This window comes from Peterkaempfera bronchialis, assembly GCF_003258605.2.
Lineage (GTDB): Bacteria > Actinomycetota > Actinomycetes > Streptomycetales > Streptomycetaceae > Peterkaempfera > Peterkaempfera bronchialis.
In genome coordinates this window covers 1,080,486-1,096,731 of the sequence record NZ_CP031264.1, presented here as the reverse complement: position 1 = coordinate 1,096,731, position 16,246 = coordinate 1,080,486, and the positions used below count along the sequence as shown (strand labels likewise).

The following is a 16,246-nucleotide window of genomic DNA, read 5'->3' as shown; positions in this document are numbered from 1 at the left end:
GACTCCGGGAGGACAGGAGGCCGCCGGCCGGATGCGCCTGCGGGCTCGGACATCGGGCTTGGACATCGGACTCGGACACCGGACTCGGACATCGGAAAGGCGGTCGGTACGGGAACCGGGGGCGGAGGCCTGACGGCCCCTCGCCCGGCGCTCCCTCCGACGGGCCTCGGCGGGGCCCGGTGGACCGGCCGTCATCCCTCTATACGGAGCCCGGCGCCCGAGCGTTCAAACGCCCGGCGCGGAAAACTCAACCGCCCGGCGCCTCCCGGCGCTCGCGGACCAGTGCCTCCTGCACCGCCGAGGCGACCAGCGCGCCCCCGGCGTCGTAGAACTCGCCGATGGCCAGCCCGCGCCCGTCCGAGGAGGACGGACTCCGCTGGGCGAAGAGCAGCCACTCGTCCGCCCGGAACGGCCGGTGGAACCACATCGCGTGGTCCAGCGAGGCCAGGGTCAGCCGAGGCGGCTCGGTGCGCCGGAAGCGCGGCGGCTGGAGGTGCATGGCGGTGGTGGAGGCCAGGGTGAGGTCGGAGAGGTAGGTGAGGGCGCAGACATGGAGCAGCGGTTCGTCGGCGGGCAGCGGCGAGGCGGCCCGCAGCCAGACGAACTGCTGGGGCATCCCCGGGTCCTCGGGCGGCAGCCCGGGGGAGTCGTCCGGCACAAAGCGCATCTGGAGGGTGCGGGACACCGTCGACCGCGCATACCCCTCCGGGTCCGCCTCGGCCCAGGCGAGATAGGGGTCGGGCAGCTCCGCCGGGGAGGGCACGGCAGGCGCGGTGCGCTGGCGCTCGGCGCTCTTCTCCGGCTCCTTGAAGGACGCGGAGAGGGTGAAGATGGCCTCGCCGCGCTGCACGGCGGTGATCCGCCGGGTGGTGTAGGAGCGGCCGTCGCGTACCCGGTCGACCTGGTAGACGATGGGGCGGCGGGGGTCGCCGGGGCGGATGAAGTAGCCGTGCAGCGAATGCACCGCGCGGTCGGCGCCGACGGTCCGGCCCGCTGCCGTGAGCGCCTGCGCGGCGACCTGGCCGCCGAACGCCCGCAGCGGGGCTCCGGCGTGGCAGCGGCCACGGAACAGGTTCTCGTCTATCTCGTCGAGCCGCAGCAGCTCCGGGAAGGTGCCGCCCAGCGCTCCGGCCTCCGCCGACTGGTCGGTCATGTCTGTCACTTCGCCATCGTCGCAGACGGCCGGTCCGCCCCGGTATGACCCCTGGTCCTCATGCGGACACCGATGCGCGGGGGTCGGCGGGCAGGTCAGCGAGTGGAACGTGTTCTTGGTCGCGGGACGGGTCGCGACGCCGGGACGGGGCCTCGCCGACCCCTCGGCGACGGCCTGTACGCTGGCGTCCATGGCTCTCCACGGCGTTCTCCCCCCGCCGGCCCGCTAGGCGGGCCGCACCCGGACGCTCCGCGTCCCCGCCCGGCGTGAACGGCCCTCCGGCCGCCGCCGTGCCGATGGCCGCTGCCCGCCGCCCAGGACCCGCAGGCAAGCGCCCATCACCTCCTGGAGACCTCCACCATGGCGCATTCGCACGCCGCCCTGCCCGTCGGGCGGGGCCTCCTCTACGCCACCGTCGCCGCCGCCACCTGGGGCACCGCCGGTGCCGCCGCCACCGCCCTGTACCGGATCAGCGGGCTCGGCCCGCTGGCCGTCTCGTTCTGGCGGTTCGCCCTCGGCGCGGTCCTGCTGCTGGCCGCCCGGCCGCTGCTGGGCCTCGGCTCGCGGGCCGTCCGCCGGGTGCTGCGGCCGCAGCTGCTCGCCGTCGGCCTCGGCATGGCGGTGTTCCAGACCTCCTACCTGGCCGCCGTGGACCTCGCCGGGCTGGCCGTGGGGACCGCCGCCACCATGGGCGCGGTCCCGGTCCTCACCGCCGTCGGCGCCCGCCTGCTGCTGGGCGAACGCCTCGGCCGGGCCGGCGGGCTCACGGTGGCGCTGGCCGTGGCCGGGCTGCTGCTGCTCGCCCTCGGCGGCTCCGGCGGGGCGGCCTCCGGCCGCGCGCCGCTGGCGGGCTTCCTCTGTGCGCTGCTCTCCGCCGCGGGTTGCGCGTCGGTCAACCTGCTGGGCCAGCACCGCCGTGGCTCGGCCGGGAGCGGTGAGCCGTACGATGCCGCGCTTGCCGGGTTCGTGGTCGGCGCGGGGCTGCTGCTGCCGGTCTGCGCGGGCGGCGGGCTGCTGCCGACCGGGGCGCACCTGGAGCGTTCGCTGCTGCTGCTCGGCTATCTGGGCGCGGTGCCCTCCGCGCTGGCGTACGGGCTCTTCTTCGCCGCCGCGACCGTGGTCCGGGCGACCACCGTGTCGGTGCTGATGATGCTGGAGCCGCTGGCGGCCCTGGCGCTGGGGGTCGTGGTCTTCGACGAGCGGCTCACCCCGGCCGCGCTGGCGGGGACCGCGCTGCTGCTGTCCGGCATCGTAGTGCTGGCCAGGGCGGAGCGCGGCGGCGGCGGCAGGCCGTCGGCCGAGGGCATCGGCGTGGCGGGTCCCTCGTCGTAAGGCGCCCACGGCCTGTACCGGGTACGTGATGACAGCTGTGCCCCGCCTGCGGGCGGGGCACAGCTTCCGGCTCAGATGTCGCGGAAGATCTCGATCTGCGCGCCGACCGAGTTCAGCCGCTCTGCCAGCTCCTCATAGCCGCGGTTGATCACATAGACGTTGCGCAGCACCGAGGTGCCCTCCGCCGCCATCATCGCCAGCAGCACCACCACCGCCGGCCGCAGCGCGGGCGGGCACATCATCTCCGCCGCGCGCCACCGCGTCGGGCCCTCCACCAGCACCCGGTGCGGGTCCAGCAGCTTGACGGCCGCGCCGAGCCTGGTCAGCTCGGTCAGGTAGATGGCCCGGTTGTCGTAGACCCAGTCGTGGATCAGGGTGGAACCCTGCGCGGTCGCCGCGATGGCCGCGAAGAACGGCACATTGTCGATGTTGAGGCCGGGGAAGGGCATCGGGTGGATCTTGTCGATGGGGGAGCGCAGCTTGGACGGGCGCACCGTCAGGTCCACCAGCCGGGTGCGGCCGTTGTCGGCCGTGTACTCGCCGCCCCGCTCGTGGTCCAGGCCCATCTCCTCCAGTACCGCCAGCTCGATCTCCAGGAACTCGATGGGCACCCGGCGGATCGTCAGCTCCGAGGAGGTGACCACGGCGGCGGCCAGCAGGCTCATCGCCTCCACCGGGTCCTCCGACGGCCAGTAGTCCACGTCCCGGTCGATCCTCGGCACGCCGTGCACGGTCAGCGTGGTGGAGCCGATGCCCTCGACCTTGACGCCCAGCTGCTCCAGGAAGAAGCAGAGGTCCTGGACCATGTAGTTGGAGCTGGCGTTGCGGATCACCGTCACCCCGTGGTGGCGGGCCGCCGCCAGCAGGGCGTTCTCGGTGACGGTGTCGCCGCGCTCGGTCAGCACGATGGGGCGGTCCGGGGAGACGCTGCGGTCGACCTCGGCGTGGTAGATGCCGCCGGTCGCGGTGATCTCCAGGCCGAAGTGGCGCAGCGCGCTGACGTGCGGCTGAACGGTGCGGGTGCCCAGGTCGCAGCCGCCCGCGTACGGGATGCGGAAGCGGTCGGCGCGGTGCATCAGCGGGCCGAGGAACATGATGACGCTGCGGGTCCGGCGGGCCGCGTCGGTGTCCATCTCGGCCAGCCGCAGCTGCTCGGGCGGGTCGATCTCCAGGTCCCGGCCGCCGTTGATCCACCGGGTGCGCACCCCGATGGAGGCGAGCACCTCCAGGATCCGGTAGACCTCCTCGATCCGGGCGACCCGGCGCAGGGTGGTGCGCCCCGAGTTGAGCAGCGCGGCGCAGAGCAGCGCGACACAGGCGTTCTTGCTGGTCTTGACGTCGATGCTGCCCGACAGCCGCCGCCCGCCGACCACCCGCAGATGCATCGGCCCGGCATAGCCGAGGGAGACGATCTCGCTGTCCAGCGCCTCGCCGATGCGGGCGATCATATCAAGGCTGATGTTCTGGCCGCCGCGCTCGATGCGGTTGACCGCACTCTGGCTGGTGGCCAGCGCCTCCGCAAGTTGCAGTTGGGTCCAGCCCCGGTGCTTGCGGGCGTCCCGGATGAGCCTGCCGATGCGAGCGAGGTAGTCATCTGTCACAGGAGAACCGTATCTCACATCTGAGATGCGGACCTGGCAGGGGGTGGCGCCGGGTCAGGGGTGGCGAACCAGGGGTGGCGCTTTGTGTGGAAATCCCTCAACCGCTGGCATATGCCCCATCGGAGGTGCAAGGCTCAGGACCGGCCGCGGTTCCCCCGAGCGCGGCCGGCGCGGTCCCGGTGCAAGCGGAAACGAGCCTCCCGGCCGCCGGGACCGCGCAGGGGAACAGCCGCGCGCCGACGGATTGTCAGTGGTGGTCCCTACGGTCGTAGCCATGACGCAAGCCGTACAGGCATACGCCTACCTCCGCCCGTCCGCAGTCCGCCGCGAGGCCACCGGCAGCAGCCTCGCCCTGGAGACCTCCGGTGGCGCCACGCCTGCGGGCGGCATGGCCCACCCCAGCTTCTTCAGCGGCTTTCTGACGCACCCGGAAGCCGCCGCCTCCGCGCTGCTCGCGGTCGCCGACGTGGCCGCCGCCCGCTACTACCAGCAACGGCTGCCCGCCTCCCTCGACCCCGTGGTCACCGGCAACGGCGACCGGCTGCGCTTTGAGTCCTTCTCCGGCTGCTGCGGCGTCTACGCCCGGCTGGACGTGCTCACCGGCGGTCTGGACGGCGACGACATCGGCCACGGCACCACCAATGTCGACGTCAACAACCCGCTGCGCGAGTCGCTGGCCCGCATCGGCTCCGCCGACCCGCTGCACCTCCAGGTCGGTCCGGACGAACTCACCGTCACCACCTTCGACGGTCCGGTGGTGGAGAAGAAGGTGCCGCTGCCCGACCGCTGGCTGCGCGGCTTCGCCGAGACCCAGGTGATCGCCGCCGCCTTCGACCTGCGGGCCGAGCTGGACGCGGCCGAGGCGGTCCGGTTCCTGCGTACGCTGCCGCGCGGCGGCGGACGCGGAGCGGCGCGCGGCGCCCAGTGGGTGGTGCCCGCCGGCCGTACGCTGCGGCCGACCACCCGCCCGGTGCCCGGCGCCGTCTGCCTGCCCGGCCCGGAGCGGCTGGCCGCCCTCCAGCGGGTGCTGCGGCACGCGGTGGCGCTGCGGGTGTACGGGCCGCCGGCCACCGCCGGCTGCGCACCCGCCGCAGCCGCCTGGGAGGTGGAGCTGCCCGGCATGCGGCTCACCCTCACCCTCTCCCCGGACGCCTCCCGGGGCTTCTCCGGCGAGGGCGCGGTACTGGACGCGCTGGCCACCGACGAGGCCGCCGAGGACGCCGAGCTGGTCTCGGTGCTGCTGGCCTGGGAGCCCCGGATCGACCTGGCCGACCTGGCCGCGCAGTCCGGGCTGACCCCGGAGCGGGTACGGGCCGCGCTCACCCGGCTCGGCACGGCCGGCCGGATCGGCTACGACACCGCCGAGGCCGCCTACTTCCACCGTGAGCTGCCCTATGACGCCGACCGGGCGGAGCGGCACAACCCCCGGCTGCGGGGCGCCCGCGCGCTGCTGGACGCCGGCGCCGTACGCCTGGACGACGACACCATGGCCACCGTCACCGTCGACGACCACCACCACCGGGTCCGCGCCGAGGGCGGGCGGCTCAGCTGCACCTGCCTCTGGTGGGCCAAGTACCGGGGAGGGCGCGGGCCCTGCAAACACGCCCTCGCCGTCCGCATCCTGCGCCGCTCGGCCGTCCCGGCTGCGCCCGCCGCGCGTCCCGCCGTCGGCGCCGTTGCCCGAGGAGGCGCCCGATGAGCAGCCCGACCGTCACCGAGCCGCAGCCCGCCACCGACGGGCGCACCGAACGACCCGAGTCGCGCGAGCGGCCCGGGCGGCCCGGGCGGGCCGCGAACCGGCTGCTCTCCCGGGTCGCCGGGGCCCTCGCCCAGGTGGTCGCCCGTGGTGCCGCCGACGGGGTCGTGCCTGCCGAGACACCGCAGGACCGGCTCTTCCGGGCGGTGCGTCTCGGGGCCCCGGCCGAGGTCCCGGCGCTGCTCCGGGAGCTCGACCCGGCCGCGCGGCGTGCCTGCCTGCCCCGGCTCAGGGAGCTGCGGCGGGAACTGCGTGAGGAGTGGGGCCGACGCACCGATTACCGCGAGGCCGCGCTGCTGGTCGCCGGTACCGGCTGCAACACCGGGGCCGCAGCAGCCGCCCAGTGGATCAGCGCCGGTGCCCGCGAGGCGCTGGCGGACTTCGCCTTCCGCCCGCTCATCGAGGTCTTCACGGCGCAGGAGCCGGAGTGGCAGGCGGCCGTCGCCCAGCGGCTCGCCGACCGCAGGGACACCCTCTGGGGCTGGAGCGAGTACCCGTTTGTCGAATACCTGCTGAGGATCACCGGCAGCCCCGTACCGACCTCCGACGCCTTTGTCACCCGCTGGGTCGAGAACCGCACCTGGGGGCACGCCCAGCGCCGCCCCGGACCCGGGGTCGAGGCGCTCCCGAAGGGCAGGACCCTCCTGGACCGGCTGCGGGCCGACAGCTACCTGCCGGTGCTCGCGCCGCGCCTCTTCGACCTCCCCGACATCGGCGGCGCCCTGGGCCAGTCCTGGCAGGGCACGGCCGTCGAGGACACCTGGTTCGGCGCCCTCGCCCGGCTCGCCGCCGACGGGGTGCTGGACCGCGCCGACCTCATCGACCGCTGCCTCTCCCGGCTGCTGCGCGGCGGCAGCCCCGGCGACCTGCGCGGCTTCCTCGCCATCCTGGAGGCCCTTGACCTCACCCCCGACGAGCAGGCCGCCCACGCGCAGACCTATGTCCGGCTGCTACCGGACGCCCACTCCACGGTGGCGGCCCACGCCCAGCAGGTGCTGACCGCGCTGGACACGGACGGCCGCCTCGACCCGGAATACCTCGCCGAGACCTCCCGCGCCGTGCTCTTCCGCAGCGAGAAGAAGCTGGTACGGAGTCAGCTGTCCTGGCTCGACCGGGTCGCCCGCCGCGAGCCGGGCCGGGCCGCCGACGCGGTCCTGGCCGCCGCCGACGCGCTGGGCCACGAGGACACCACGATCCAGGAGCGCGCCCTCAACCTGATAGCCCGTCACCTCGGCCGGGCCGGTGACGGCGTACTGTCCGAACTCCGCGCCGCCGCCGAGGGGCTGGACCCGGTGCACCACACCCGCGCCGCCGTCCTCCTCGGCGCCGCCCCCACCGCTGCCGCCGACGAACCCGCCGACCTGCTGCCGCCCGCCCCCGAACCGCAGCCGCTTCCGCCGCCCCCGGCCACCCCGGCCGAGGTGGCCGAGGAGGTCGCCGCCATGCTGGCCACCCACTCCGGCGTCGCCGCCTTCGAGCGGGCCCTGGACGGTCTGGTCCGCCACGCCCACCGCGACCGCCAGGCACTCGCCGCCGCGCTGGAACCCGTGCTGCCCAAGGAGCGGTGGCTGACCTGGGACAGCGGGAACGGCTGGGGCGACTGCGGCCCGGCCGACATCGCCTATGTGGCGCTGGCCGTGCTGGGCCGGCACTCCGGCACCGACCTCCAGGCCGCGCACCAGGGCCGCCGGTTGCCGTTCCGCGGCCACCAGACCATCTTCGGCAAGGTGCTGGGCGCCCGCCTCATCGAGGCCGCCTGGCAGATCACCGGTGAGAACGCCCCGCCCTTCCTGCTGGCCACCCCGACCCTCTCCACCGGTGCCCTGGACCCGGCCGAACTCGTCCGCCGACTCCAGGTCTACGAGCAGGCGGGCGCGACCCCGGGCGAGGTGGACTTCTCCCAGGCGCTGCTCCGGCTGACCCCGGACGCGACACCGGGCACCGTGGCCGCCGCCGACGCGCTCACCTCCCCCCACGGCCAGCAGCTGGCCCAGTGGCTGCACGCCGGAGGCCCCACCGTCCCGTCCGTCGTCCGGGCACGGGCCCAGGGCGACCCGTCGAGCCGACCGCCCCAACCGGACGACCGCCGCATCCTGCTGTACCTCCCCGCGATCGGTGCCCCCGTCCCGCTCGCCGAACCGCTCGCCGTCCTGCTGCGGACGGCCGGTCCCCGGGGCAGCGAGTCCCTGGCCACCTGGGGATGGTCCGGCGCCGTCGACCACTGGCCCGCCGTCCTGCCGCACCTCCGCGAGGTGGTCGCGGCCCGCTGCCTGCGCCGCTTCGTGGCCGGAGCCGACCAGGACGAACGCGGTGCGGCCGGCCTGCTGCCGCTGCTCGCCGAGGCGGGCGGCCCGGCGGGCGAGGCCGTGCACCTGGCCGTCGGCTATGGACTCGGCGCCCGCTTCGCCGAGGACCGTGCGGCGGCGGTGGACGCGCTGCTGGTCCTGGCGGCGCGCGGCGACCTCGACGGCGACCTGCTCGGCAGGCGGCTCGCCGAACTGGTGGCGCTCGGGGCCGTCAAGCCCAACCGGCTCTCCGACGCACTGCGCACCGCCTCCCGCACCGGCGCCTATGGCACCGTCTGGTCGGTGCTCGCGGCCGCGCTGCCCGGCCTGCTCACCGGTCCGCCGGTACGCGGCACCGGCGACCTGCTGTCGATCGCCGGGGACTGCGCCCGCCGCAGCGGCGCCCGGGGCGCCCTACCGGAGGTGTCCGCGCTGGCGGCCCGCCCCGGCTCCGCCCGCCTGGTCAAGGAGGCCCGCCAACTCCGCGACGCCCTCTCCCCGGAAACCTGAGCCACCCACGCCCGCGCCCGCCCCGGCACCGGCCAGCGCCGCGCCCGCCGGTCTTTGTCCCGCTTGCCGCCCTGGCACGCCCATCCTGTGTTGGCGAACCGCCCCCGTACAGCCCCGGTACGAGGGGGCCCTCCGCCTGGCAGCTGCCCGCACCAGGACGCCTCGCCACCGGCCAGCGCCGCACCCGCCGGCCTTTGCCTCGCTTGCCGCCCTGGCACGCCCATCCTGTGTTGGCGAACCGCCCCCGTACAGCCCCGGTACGAGGGGGCCCTCCGCCTGGCAGCTGCCCGCACCAGGACGCCTCGCCACCGGCCAGCGCCGCACCCGCCGGCCTTTGCCTCGCTTGCCGCCCTGGCACGCCCATCTGGTCGCCGTCGGCGGGCCGCCCCCGTACAACCCCGGCACGGGGGGCGGCCCGCCGCCTGGCAGCTGCCCGCACCAGGACGCCTCCCCACCGGCCAGCGCCGCGCCCGCGGGTCTTTGCCCCGCTTGCCGCCCTGGCACGCCCATCTGGTCGCCGTTGGTGGGCCGCCCCCGTACAACCCCGGTACGAGGGTGGCCCTCCGCCTGGCAGTTGCCCGTACCAGGACGCCTCGCCACCGGCCACAGTAGGTTGAGGGGTGATCACCGAGCGGGCCCCGGCCCGTCCACCGCTGGAGCTGATGTGCTGCATCTACGCCTGATCGTGCCCGCAGACCTGGCGGACCGAGTACAGGACTGCCTGGCCGCCTCGGTCGGCGTCACCCATGTCGTGGTGCTCCCGGGCGCCGCCCGCCGCCCGCCGGGCGACCTGGTGCTCTGCGATGTGGCCCGGGAGGCCGCCGACGAGCTGCTGGCGGAGCTGAAGGCGTGCGGGCTCGCCGACCGGGGGGCGATCGTCGCCGACCAGGTGGACCTCTCCGTCTCCCGCTCGGCGGACCAGGCGGAGGCCGCCGCCCCCGGGGCGGGCGCGGACGCGCTGGTCTGGGAGGAGGTCACCGAGGCCACCCACGAGGAGTCCAGCCTCTCGGTGACGTTCCTGGCCTTCCTCGCCGTGGCGACCATGCTGGCGGCCTGCGGCGCGATGCTGGACAGCGCGATCCTGGTGGTGGGCGCGATGGTGGTCGGGCCGGAGTTCGGCCCGCTGGCCGGTATCTGCGTCGCCCTGGTGCAGCGCCGCCCGTCGCTGGCCTGGAGGTCCTTGCAGGCCCTGCTGGTGGGCTTTGCGGTGGCGACGGTACTTACGGTGGGCTTCGCCCAGCTGATGGACGCTCTCGGCCTCTTCAGCCGGGAGCTGTTCGAGGCCAAGCGGCCCAACACCTCCTTCATCTGGAACCCCGACTGGGTCTCCCTCGTGGTCGCCCTGCTGGCAGGGATCGCCGGGGTGCTCTCGCTCACCTCCGCCAAGTCCGGCGCCCTGGTGGGCGTGGCGATCTCGGTCACCACCGTCCCGGCGGCGGCCAACGCCGCCCTGGCGCTCGGCTACCGCGACCTCCACCAGGCGGCCGGCTCGGCGGGACAGCTCGGCCTCAACCTGGTCGGCATCGTGCTGGCCGGCAGCGCCACCCTGCTCGCCCAGCAGGGCGCCTGGTCCCTGGCCCGCCGCCGCCAACACCGCCCCAGCCCGACCTCATAAGTGCGATGGGCCCCGCCGAGGCGTTCATCGGCTTCCTGACGTCAGCTCCCGGTCAGCCAGAAGGGATGCCCAGCCGGGTCGGCGAAGACCCGCCACCTGTCACCGCCCGGCTGGTATTCCGGCTTGACCGCGCCCAGCGGCGGCGTCAGACCAACTCGGGGCGGCGCCACTCCTCGCCGAGCACATGATGGGCCAGAAAGCTCAGCACGGTGGCGTACCAGAGCCGACTGTTGTTGGGCTTCACCACCCAATGCCCCTCATCCGGGAAGTACAGGAATTTCGCCGGCACCTCGAAGCGGGTCAGATCGCTCCAGAGCGACAGCGCCTCGCCGATCGGCACCCGGTAGTCCTTGTCACCGTGGACCACCAGCATCGGCGTGGTGATCGAGGCCACCCGCAGATGCGGGGAGTACCGCTGGTAGCGCTCGGTGCGCTCCAGCGGGTCGCCGTGGTGGCGCATCCAGTACGGGGCGAAGTCGGTGGTGGCGGCGAAGGCGGGCAGGTTCCACAGACTGGCGTGGGTGACGATGGCCCTGAACCGGTCGGTCTGGGTGGCGATCCAGTTCGCCATGTAGCCGCCGAAGGAGCCGCCCATCATCGCGGTGCGGTCGGCGTCCAGGTCGTCCCGGTCCAGCGCGGCGTCGGTCAGCGCCAGGACATCCCGGTAGGGTGCGCCGCCCCAGTCGCCCCAGCCGCGCTGGTGCATCCGCTGCCCGTAGCCGGTGGAGAGCGCCGGATCGGGCAGCAGCACCGCGTACCCGGCCGCTGCGGCCACCCACGGATTCCACCGCCAGGTCCAGGAGTTCCAGCTGCTCTGCGGGCCGCCGTGCACCCAGAGCAGCAGCGGCGCCGGCGCCTCGGCGGAGGCTTCGCGCGGCAGCACCAGCCAGGCACGCAGCGGGGTGCCGTCCTCGGCCGAGGTGAAGACCTCGGTCAGCGTGCCGGGCAGCTCGCCCACCGCGCCTGGGCACGGCAGCGGCTCGGGCTGCTGGTCGGGAGTGGCCGCGTCCAGTCGGACCGGGGCGGGTGCGCTGTCCACGGCGGACCGCAGCGCGTAGAGGGTGGCGCCGTCGGGTGCGGCAACCACGTCCGTGTAGGCGCCGGAGGCGGTCAGCCGGACGACGTCGCCACTGCCGGCCGAGACCCGGAAGACCGGTTCCCGGCCGCCCTCGGCGGCGGTGAAGAAGACCACCGGGGAGCCGTCCCCGCTCGGCAGGGGAGAGACCACGGGGTCGCCCGGCCACTGGTCGAAACCGGGCAGCAGGTCGCGGCCGGTGTCCTGGCCGTCGGTGGCGTCGACCAGCCAGAGGGTCTGGTCACCGCTCTGCTCCCAGGTGATGCGCTGCGCCCGGACGCAGACCAGATGGCGTCCGTCCGGGGTGAAGGCGGGGGAGGAGAACTCGGCGTCCGGTGCCTCGACGGTGCGCAGCTGCTTGCCGGTGGCGGCGTCCGACACCACGACCGCGTAGCGCAGCTCGTCCGGGCGCGTACCGGTGAGGACCGTGTAGGCGGCCAGTGAGCCGTCGGGGGAGAGGGCGGCGCCGGAGATGCCCAGGGTGCTGCCCGCGCCGCAGTCGATCGGCGCCGACGGCTCGGTGCCCGCCCCGGCCACCGTGAAGAGGTGCGGGATGTCCGGCCCGAGGTCGTTGTCCCAGTGGCGGATCATCGAGGACTCATGCAGGATCGCCGTCACCTTGGCCTTCTCGCGGGCCTTGCGCAGCGCGGCGTCCTGCGCGGTGTCCTCGGCGCCCGGCAGCAGGGAGGCGACCAGGGCGATCCGGTCCGTCCCGGTCGCCACCGCGTAGGCATGGATGCCACCGGGCCGGGCCAGCAGCGGTGCGGCCTCGCCGCCGCTGGCCGGAAGCGACCAGAGGGCGGCCTCCTTGCGGTCCTCCTCGCCCTCGCCGGGGTCGGTGTCCGGCCGGGCGGAGAGGAAGAGCAGGGTGCCGTCGGGGAGGAAGCGGGGTGCGGACTCGCCGCTTCCGGACCGGGTGAGCCGGCGAGCGGGGCGCACTCCGGCGGGGTCGACCTCCCAGAGCGCCCCGATGTAGCGGGTGCCGTCGGCGGCCAGGTCCTGAACGGCCGTCACCAGACGGGTTCCGTCCGGGGAGAGCGCCAGGGAGGAGACCCGGGGCAGTGCGGTGAACGCGGCCAGGTCGTGGAAGGCAGTGGTGTCGTGCATGCCGATCATCCTGCTATCCCACTCCGGCCGCGCACCAGAGCCCGACGGGGTGTGCGGCTCATCCCTCCGCGAATGCGCGGGGGCTCAGTGCCGCCGTTCGGTGCTGACCACCACGCAGACTCCGGCCACCACGATGGCGCCGCCCAGCAGGATCGGCCAGGAGAGGGGCTCGCTGAGGACCAGCCACCCCAGGAAGACGGCCACCACCGGGTTGACGTAGGCGTAGGTGGCGACCAGGGACAGTGGTGCCGAGTGCAGCAGCCAGGCGTAGGCGGTGAAGGCCACCAGGGAGCCGAAGACCACCAGGTACGCCAGGGCCAGCCAGGAGCGGGTGGAGACCGCCGCCAGGTCCAGGCCGTGCTGCTCGCCCCGGGCCAGTCCGAGCAGCAGGCAGCCGAGTCCGCCCGCGACCATCTCATAGGCGCTGGTGGCGAAGGGGTTGGCGGGCATGGGGATGCGGGCGGCGGAGAAGGAGCCGGTCGACCACATCAGGGTGGCCGCGATCACGGTGACCAGGCCGCCGAGCTTCACCTCGCCGCTGAGGCCGGGCACGGTCAGTACCAGCAGGCCCACCAGGCCCAGCAGCACCCCGCCGAAGGTCGCCGTCCGGGGACGGTCGCCGGAGGCGGTGCGGAGCAGCACCACCCAGACGGGGACCACCGCGATCAGCAGCGCCGTGAGCCCGGACGGCACCGAGGTCTCGGCGAGTACCACCAGGCCGTTGCCGCCGAGCAGGAGCAGCAGGCCGACCAGGGCGGCGGAGCCGAGCTGGCGCGGGGTGGCCCGCAGCGCGGCCGGGCCCTGCCGCCAGGCCACCAGCCCGGCCAGCAGCGCCCCCGCCACCAGGAAGCGGGCCGCAGCGGAGAGGAACGGCGGCATGGTCTCCACCGCGATCCGGATGCCCAGGTAGGTCGAGCCCCAGACGACGTAGACGATGGCGAGGGCGCCCCATACGGCGCCGCTGATGCGCGGCTTCGTCGGCGGCATGGCCGATGGGGCGTCCGCGTCCTGGCCGACGATGCCCGGGGGCGTCTCCGGGGCGGGGGCTGTCATGGGCGTCTCCTCCTGATGGTGCTGTACGACTCCGCGGGCCATCACACCGCATGGCGGCGCCCGCGCGCCAGCGGGAAGGCGGCGGCGGGCAGGCGCGGAGGCAGTACCGGGGGGCGTCCATCGGGCCCGCAGCCGGTGAAACAGCCGGTGAAAGGGGACAGCCCGCAAACGGACCGAGGCCCGAGCCCCGCTTGCTCGCGGGCTCGGGCCTCGGGCCTCAGGAGCCTCAGACCGGGACGCCGTCCGGCTGGACGGTGCCCTCCTCGGGCGGGGGCGTGGTACCCGCCGTCTCCGCCCGCTCCGGCAGCGGTGCGCCGTGCGCCGGCTGCTCCGCGCCCTGCGGGACCGCTGCCACCGCCCGCCACCACAGTTGCAGTGCCGGGGGGTCGGCCGGTTCCAGGGGGTCACCGGGGCGCGGCGCCACCAGTACGGCCCCGGCGGCCCGCGCCGCCGCCACCGAGCGCTCCGCAGGCTCCTCCCACGGATGCGGCGCCAGGTCGAAGGTGCCCCAGTGGATCGGCAGCAGCACGGCGCCCCGCAACTCCTGGTGCGCCCGTACGCCCTCCTCGGGCGTCATATGCACCTCGGGCCAGAAGTCGCTGTACGCCCCGATCTGCACCATCGTCGCGTCGAACGGCCCCAGCCGTTCGCCGATCTCCGCGAAGCCCGGGAAGTACCCGGTGTCGCCGCTGTGGAACACCCGGTGCTCCGGACCGGCGACCACCCAGGACGCCCAGAGCAGATGGGGGCTGGTGCGCGGGCCCCGGCTGCAGTAGTGGCGGGCCGGGGTCGCGGTGAGCGTCAGGCCCGCCACCTCCGCCGACTCCCACCAGTCCAGCTCCACGATCCGCCGCTGCGGCACCCCCCAGTGCTCCAGGTGGGCGCCGACGCCCAGCGGCACCGCGAAGACCGCCTTCGTGTCGATCAGCGCCCGCACCGTCCCCATGTCCAGGTGGTCGTAGTGGTCATGGGAGACCACCACCACATCGACCGGCCCCAGTTCGCTCAGCGGTACCGGCACCGGGTGCAGACGCCGGGGCCCGAAGCTGGCGAAAGGGGAGCAGCGCTCACCCCACACCGGGTCGATCAGCACCCGGCGGCCGTCGATCTCGACAAAGACCGTGGCATGCCCGATCCAGGTCGTCCGCAGGCCGGAGGCGGGCGGCTCGGCGAAGTCCGCGGCGGTCAGCCGGCGCAGCGGCACCGCGGCGGCCGGAACCCTGCGCGACCGGTCGGCGGTCAGGATCGCCCGCAGCCCGGGCAGCGGCGAACCGGTCACCAGCCGGCGGGTGGGCACCGGGTTGCGAAAGGCGCCGTCCACGAAGTGGGGTGACCGCAGGATGCGTTCCAGCCGGGCACCGGAGGGTTCGGCGCCGAAGGCCGCCGGCCGCAGCCGCCGCAGTGCGGCGCCGGGCAGGGAGCGGACCCGGTCGGCCCCGGGGAGGCGGGACAGGCCGGTGGGCCGGGAGAACCACGGGGTGGAGCCGGGCACGGCGCCTCCTCGGTCGGGGGTCGGACGCGATCCGGAGCGGCGGACGGCCCCGCTGCCCGACCGCGACCGTACGCCGACCGTCTCCACCGCAGACTACCCGGGGACGGCGCGAGTGACGCAGGTTGACGGAAGGGACGCAACCCGTACCTTCCGCAGCCCTCCGCAAGCCCCGCAACCAGCCATAAACACTGCAAACCACCACAATCCCCGCAACCCGCCCAGCTCCTGTCCCCGGCTCGGCCGACGCCCGCCGGAAACAGCTGCCCGACGCCCGCCCGAAGCCGCTGCGCGGGCGGGGCGGACCCCTTGCCGCTACGATGCGAGTGGCTGCCGGTCCGTACCACCGCCACCGGGTGTCCGCCCGTATGGAGCAGGCCCCGGCTCCGGCGCCGCCGTCGAGTGACGCGCCGTCCGAGAGGTGGTTGCCATGCTCACCGTGCGCACTCTCTTCCGCTCCATCCACGACAGCGACGAGGCATACCGGCTCTTCTGCAGCATCGCCGCGCAGGACGAGAACCAAGGCGGGTGGGAGAACGAACGCATCGCCGCCCTGGTCAAGGACCAGGAGCTGGCACCCAAGATCGCCCGCCATGGCGCCGACGAGCGCAAACACGGCCGGATCTTCGCCCAACTGCTCCGCAGACGGGGGCTGGAGCCGGTGCCCGTCCCACCCGACACCGACTACTGCATGCTGCTGGAGCGGCAGGGCATCGGGCTGCTGCATGAGCGGCTGCGCTCCGACCGCCCGCTCGACGACCGCGACGTCATCACCTATCTGGTCCACAGCCGGGTCACCGAGCAGCGGGCCGCCGAGGAGATGCGGCTGCTGGCCCGGGTCCTCGGCGACCATCCGGAGATCGGCCGGGCGGTCCGCCTGATCTCGGCGGACGAGGCCAACCATCTGGCCTACTGCCAGGAGGAACTGCTGCGCTTCGCCGACCAGGGGCACAGCCGCGCCATCCGGGCGCTGCTGCGGCAGACCGCCCGGGTCGAGATCCGCACCCACCGCGACGTCGGACTGGCCGTCATGCGCCGGATGGGGGACATCCTGGGCTGGCCCCGACCGCAGCGGGCCGCGCTGGCCGCCGGCCTCCATCTGCTCTACCTCTACGAGGCGGCCCACGGGTGGCGGCGGATGGTGCGGTTGCGGCTGCCGGCGAAGCGCAATGCGATGGGGGTCCGCCCGGTCCCGGTGGGGTGACCGCCGCCACCGCGCCCCGCCGCGCCCCACTGCGCCGCCGTGCCCCGCCGCGCCCCCGGCTGAGGT

At 74.7% G+C, this 16,246-nt stretch carries 10 protein-coding genes and 1 pseudogene; 5 read left to right on the top strand and 6 right to left on the bottom strand.

Annotation, left to right across the window (positions count from 1 at the left end; all coding sequences use genetic code 11):
- Positions 1 to 247: 247 nt before the first annotated feature.
- On the bottom strand, positions 248 to 1,153 hold the full coding sequence (locus tag C7M71_RS04755) for an acyl-CoA thioesterase (RefSeq protein WP_111493135.1): 906 nt from the start codon (positions 1,151 to 1,153) through the stop codon (positions 248 to 250).
- Between the two features lie 360 nt (positions 1,154 to 1,513).
- On the opposite strand from C7M71_RS04755, the gene C7M71_RS04750 reads away from it, so the two are divergent.
- Entirely contained in the window at positions 1,514 to 2,485 is a 972-nt protein-coding gene (locus tag C7M71_RS04750; RefSeq protein WP_114914189.1) for a DMT family transporter, read from the top strand.
- Between the two features lie 71 nt (positions 2,486 to 2,556).
- Here C7M71_RS04750 and C7M71_RS04745 read toward each other — a convergent pair whose 3' ends face one another.
- A complete protein-coding gene (locus C7M71_RS04745; protein ID WP_111495199.1) occupies positions 2,557 to 4,086 on the bottom strand; it encodes a helix-turn-helix domain-containing protein in 1,530 nt (509 codons plus the stop codon).
- Between the two features lie 274 nt (positions 4,087 to 4,360).
- On the opposite strand from C7M71_RS04745, the gene C7M71_RS04740 reads away from it, so the two are divergent.
- The 3 genes from C7M71_RS04740 to C7M71_RS04730 all read left to right on the top strand — a co-directional run bounded on the left by C7M71_RS04740 (position 4,361) and on the right by C7M71_RS04730 (position 10,252).
- Positions 4,361 to 5,785, top strand: coding sequence for an SWIM zinc finger family protein (locus C7M71_RS04740; protein ID WP_114914188.1), 1,425 nt, complete (start codon positions 4,361 to 4,363; stop codon positions 5,783 to 5,785).
- Positions 5,782 to 8,637, top strand: coding sequence for a DUF7824 domain-containing protein (locus C7M71_RS04735; RefSeq protein ID WP_229758543.1), 2,856 nt, complete (start codon positions 5,782 to 5,784; stop codon positions 8,635 to 8,637). Before C7M71_RS04740 ends, C7M71_RS04735 begins: the two co-directional genes overlap by 4 nt.
- Before the next feature lie 664 nt (positions 8,638 to 9,301).
- Positions 9,302 to 10,252 carry a DUF389 domain-containing protein gene (locus C7M71_RS04730; protein WP_111492862.1) on the top strand — a complete coding sequence of 317 codons (951 nt, stop codon included), beginning with the start codon at positions 9,302 to 9,304 and terminating at the stop codon, positions 10,250 to 10,252.
- A 41-nt stretch (positions 10,253 to 10,293) separates the two neighbouring features.
- Here the strand turns inward: C7M71_RS04730 and C7M71_RS31455 are convergent.
- The 4 genes and pseudogenes from C7M71_RS31455 to C7M71_RS04710 all read right to left on the bottom strand — a co-directional run.
- Positions 10,294 to 10,389: pseudogene (locus tag C7M71_RS31455) on the bottom strand (VOC family protein); the annotation flags it as partial.
- 8 nt (positions 10,390 to 10,397) lie between these two features.
- Positions 10,398 to 12,434: a S9 family peptidase gene (locus tag C7M71_RS04720; RefSeq protein WP_111492864.1), complete on the bottom strand. Its 2,037-nt coding sequence runs from the start codon at positions 12,432 to 12,434 to the stop codon at positions 10,398 to 10,400.
- A gap of 84 nt (positions 12,435 to 12,518) precedes the next feature.
- The gene (locus C7M71_RS04715; protein ID WP_111492861.1) at positions 12,519 to 13,487 is read right to left on the bottom strand and encodes an EamA family transporter; all 969 of its coding nucleotides are present in this window, start codon (positions 13,485 to 13,487) and stop codon (positions 12,519 to 12,521) included.
- Between the two features lie 226 nt (positions 13,488 to 13,713).
- Positions 13,714 to 14,979 carry an MBL fold metallo-hydrolase gene (locus C7M71_RS04710; protein ID WP_407675861.1) on the bottom strand — a complete coding sequence of 422 codons (1,266 nt, stop codon included), beginning with the start codon at positions 14,977 to 14,979 and terminating at the stop codon, positions 13,714 to 13,716.
- 427 nt (positions 14,980 to 15,406) lie between these two features.
- On the opposite strand from C7M71_RS04710, the gene C7M71_RS04705 reads away from it, so the two are divergent.
- On the top strand, positions 15,407 to 16,180 hold the full coding sequence (locus C7M71_RS04705; RefSeq protein ID WP_111492860.1) for a ferritin-like domain-containing protein: 774 nt from the start codon (positions 15,407 to 15,409) through the stop codon (positions 16,178 to 16,180).
- The last annotated feature ends 66 nt before the right edge of the window (positions 16,181 to 16,246 follow it).

What these genes read in the sequence shown, in the direction of transcription:
- C7M71_RS04755 (WP_111493135.1), bottom strand. Translation starts at nt 1,153, where the DNA reads ATGACCGACCAGTCGGCGGAGGCCGGAGCGCTGGGCGGCACCTTCCCG.
- C7M71_RS04750 (WP_114914189.1), top strand. Translation starts at nt 1,514, where the DNA reads ATGGCGCATTCGCACGCCGCCCTGCCCGTCGGGCGGGGCCTCCTCTAC.
- C7M71_RS04740 (WP_114914188.1), top strand. Translation starts at nt 4,361, where the DNA reads ATGACGCAAGCCGTACAGGCATACGCCTACCTCCGCCCGTCCGCAGTC.
- C7M71_RS04735 (WP_229758543.1), top strand. Translation starts at nt 5,782, where the DNA reads ATGAGCAGCCCGACCGTCACCGAGCCGCAGCCCGCCACCGACGGGCGC.
- C7M71_RS04720 (WP_111492864.1), bottom strand. Translation starts at nt 12,434, where the DNA reads ATGCACGACACCACTGCCTTCCACGACCTGGCCGCGTTCACCGCACTG.
- C7M71_RS04715 (WP_111492861.1), bottom strand. Translation starts at nt 13,487, where the DNA reads ATGACAGCCCCCGCCCCGGAGACGCCCCCGGGCATCGTCGGCCAGGAC.
- C7M71_RS04705 (WP_111492860.1), top strand. Translation starts at nt 15,407, where the DNA reads ATGCTCACCGTGCGCACTCTCTTCCGCTCCATCCACGACAGCGACGAG.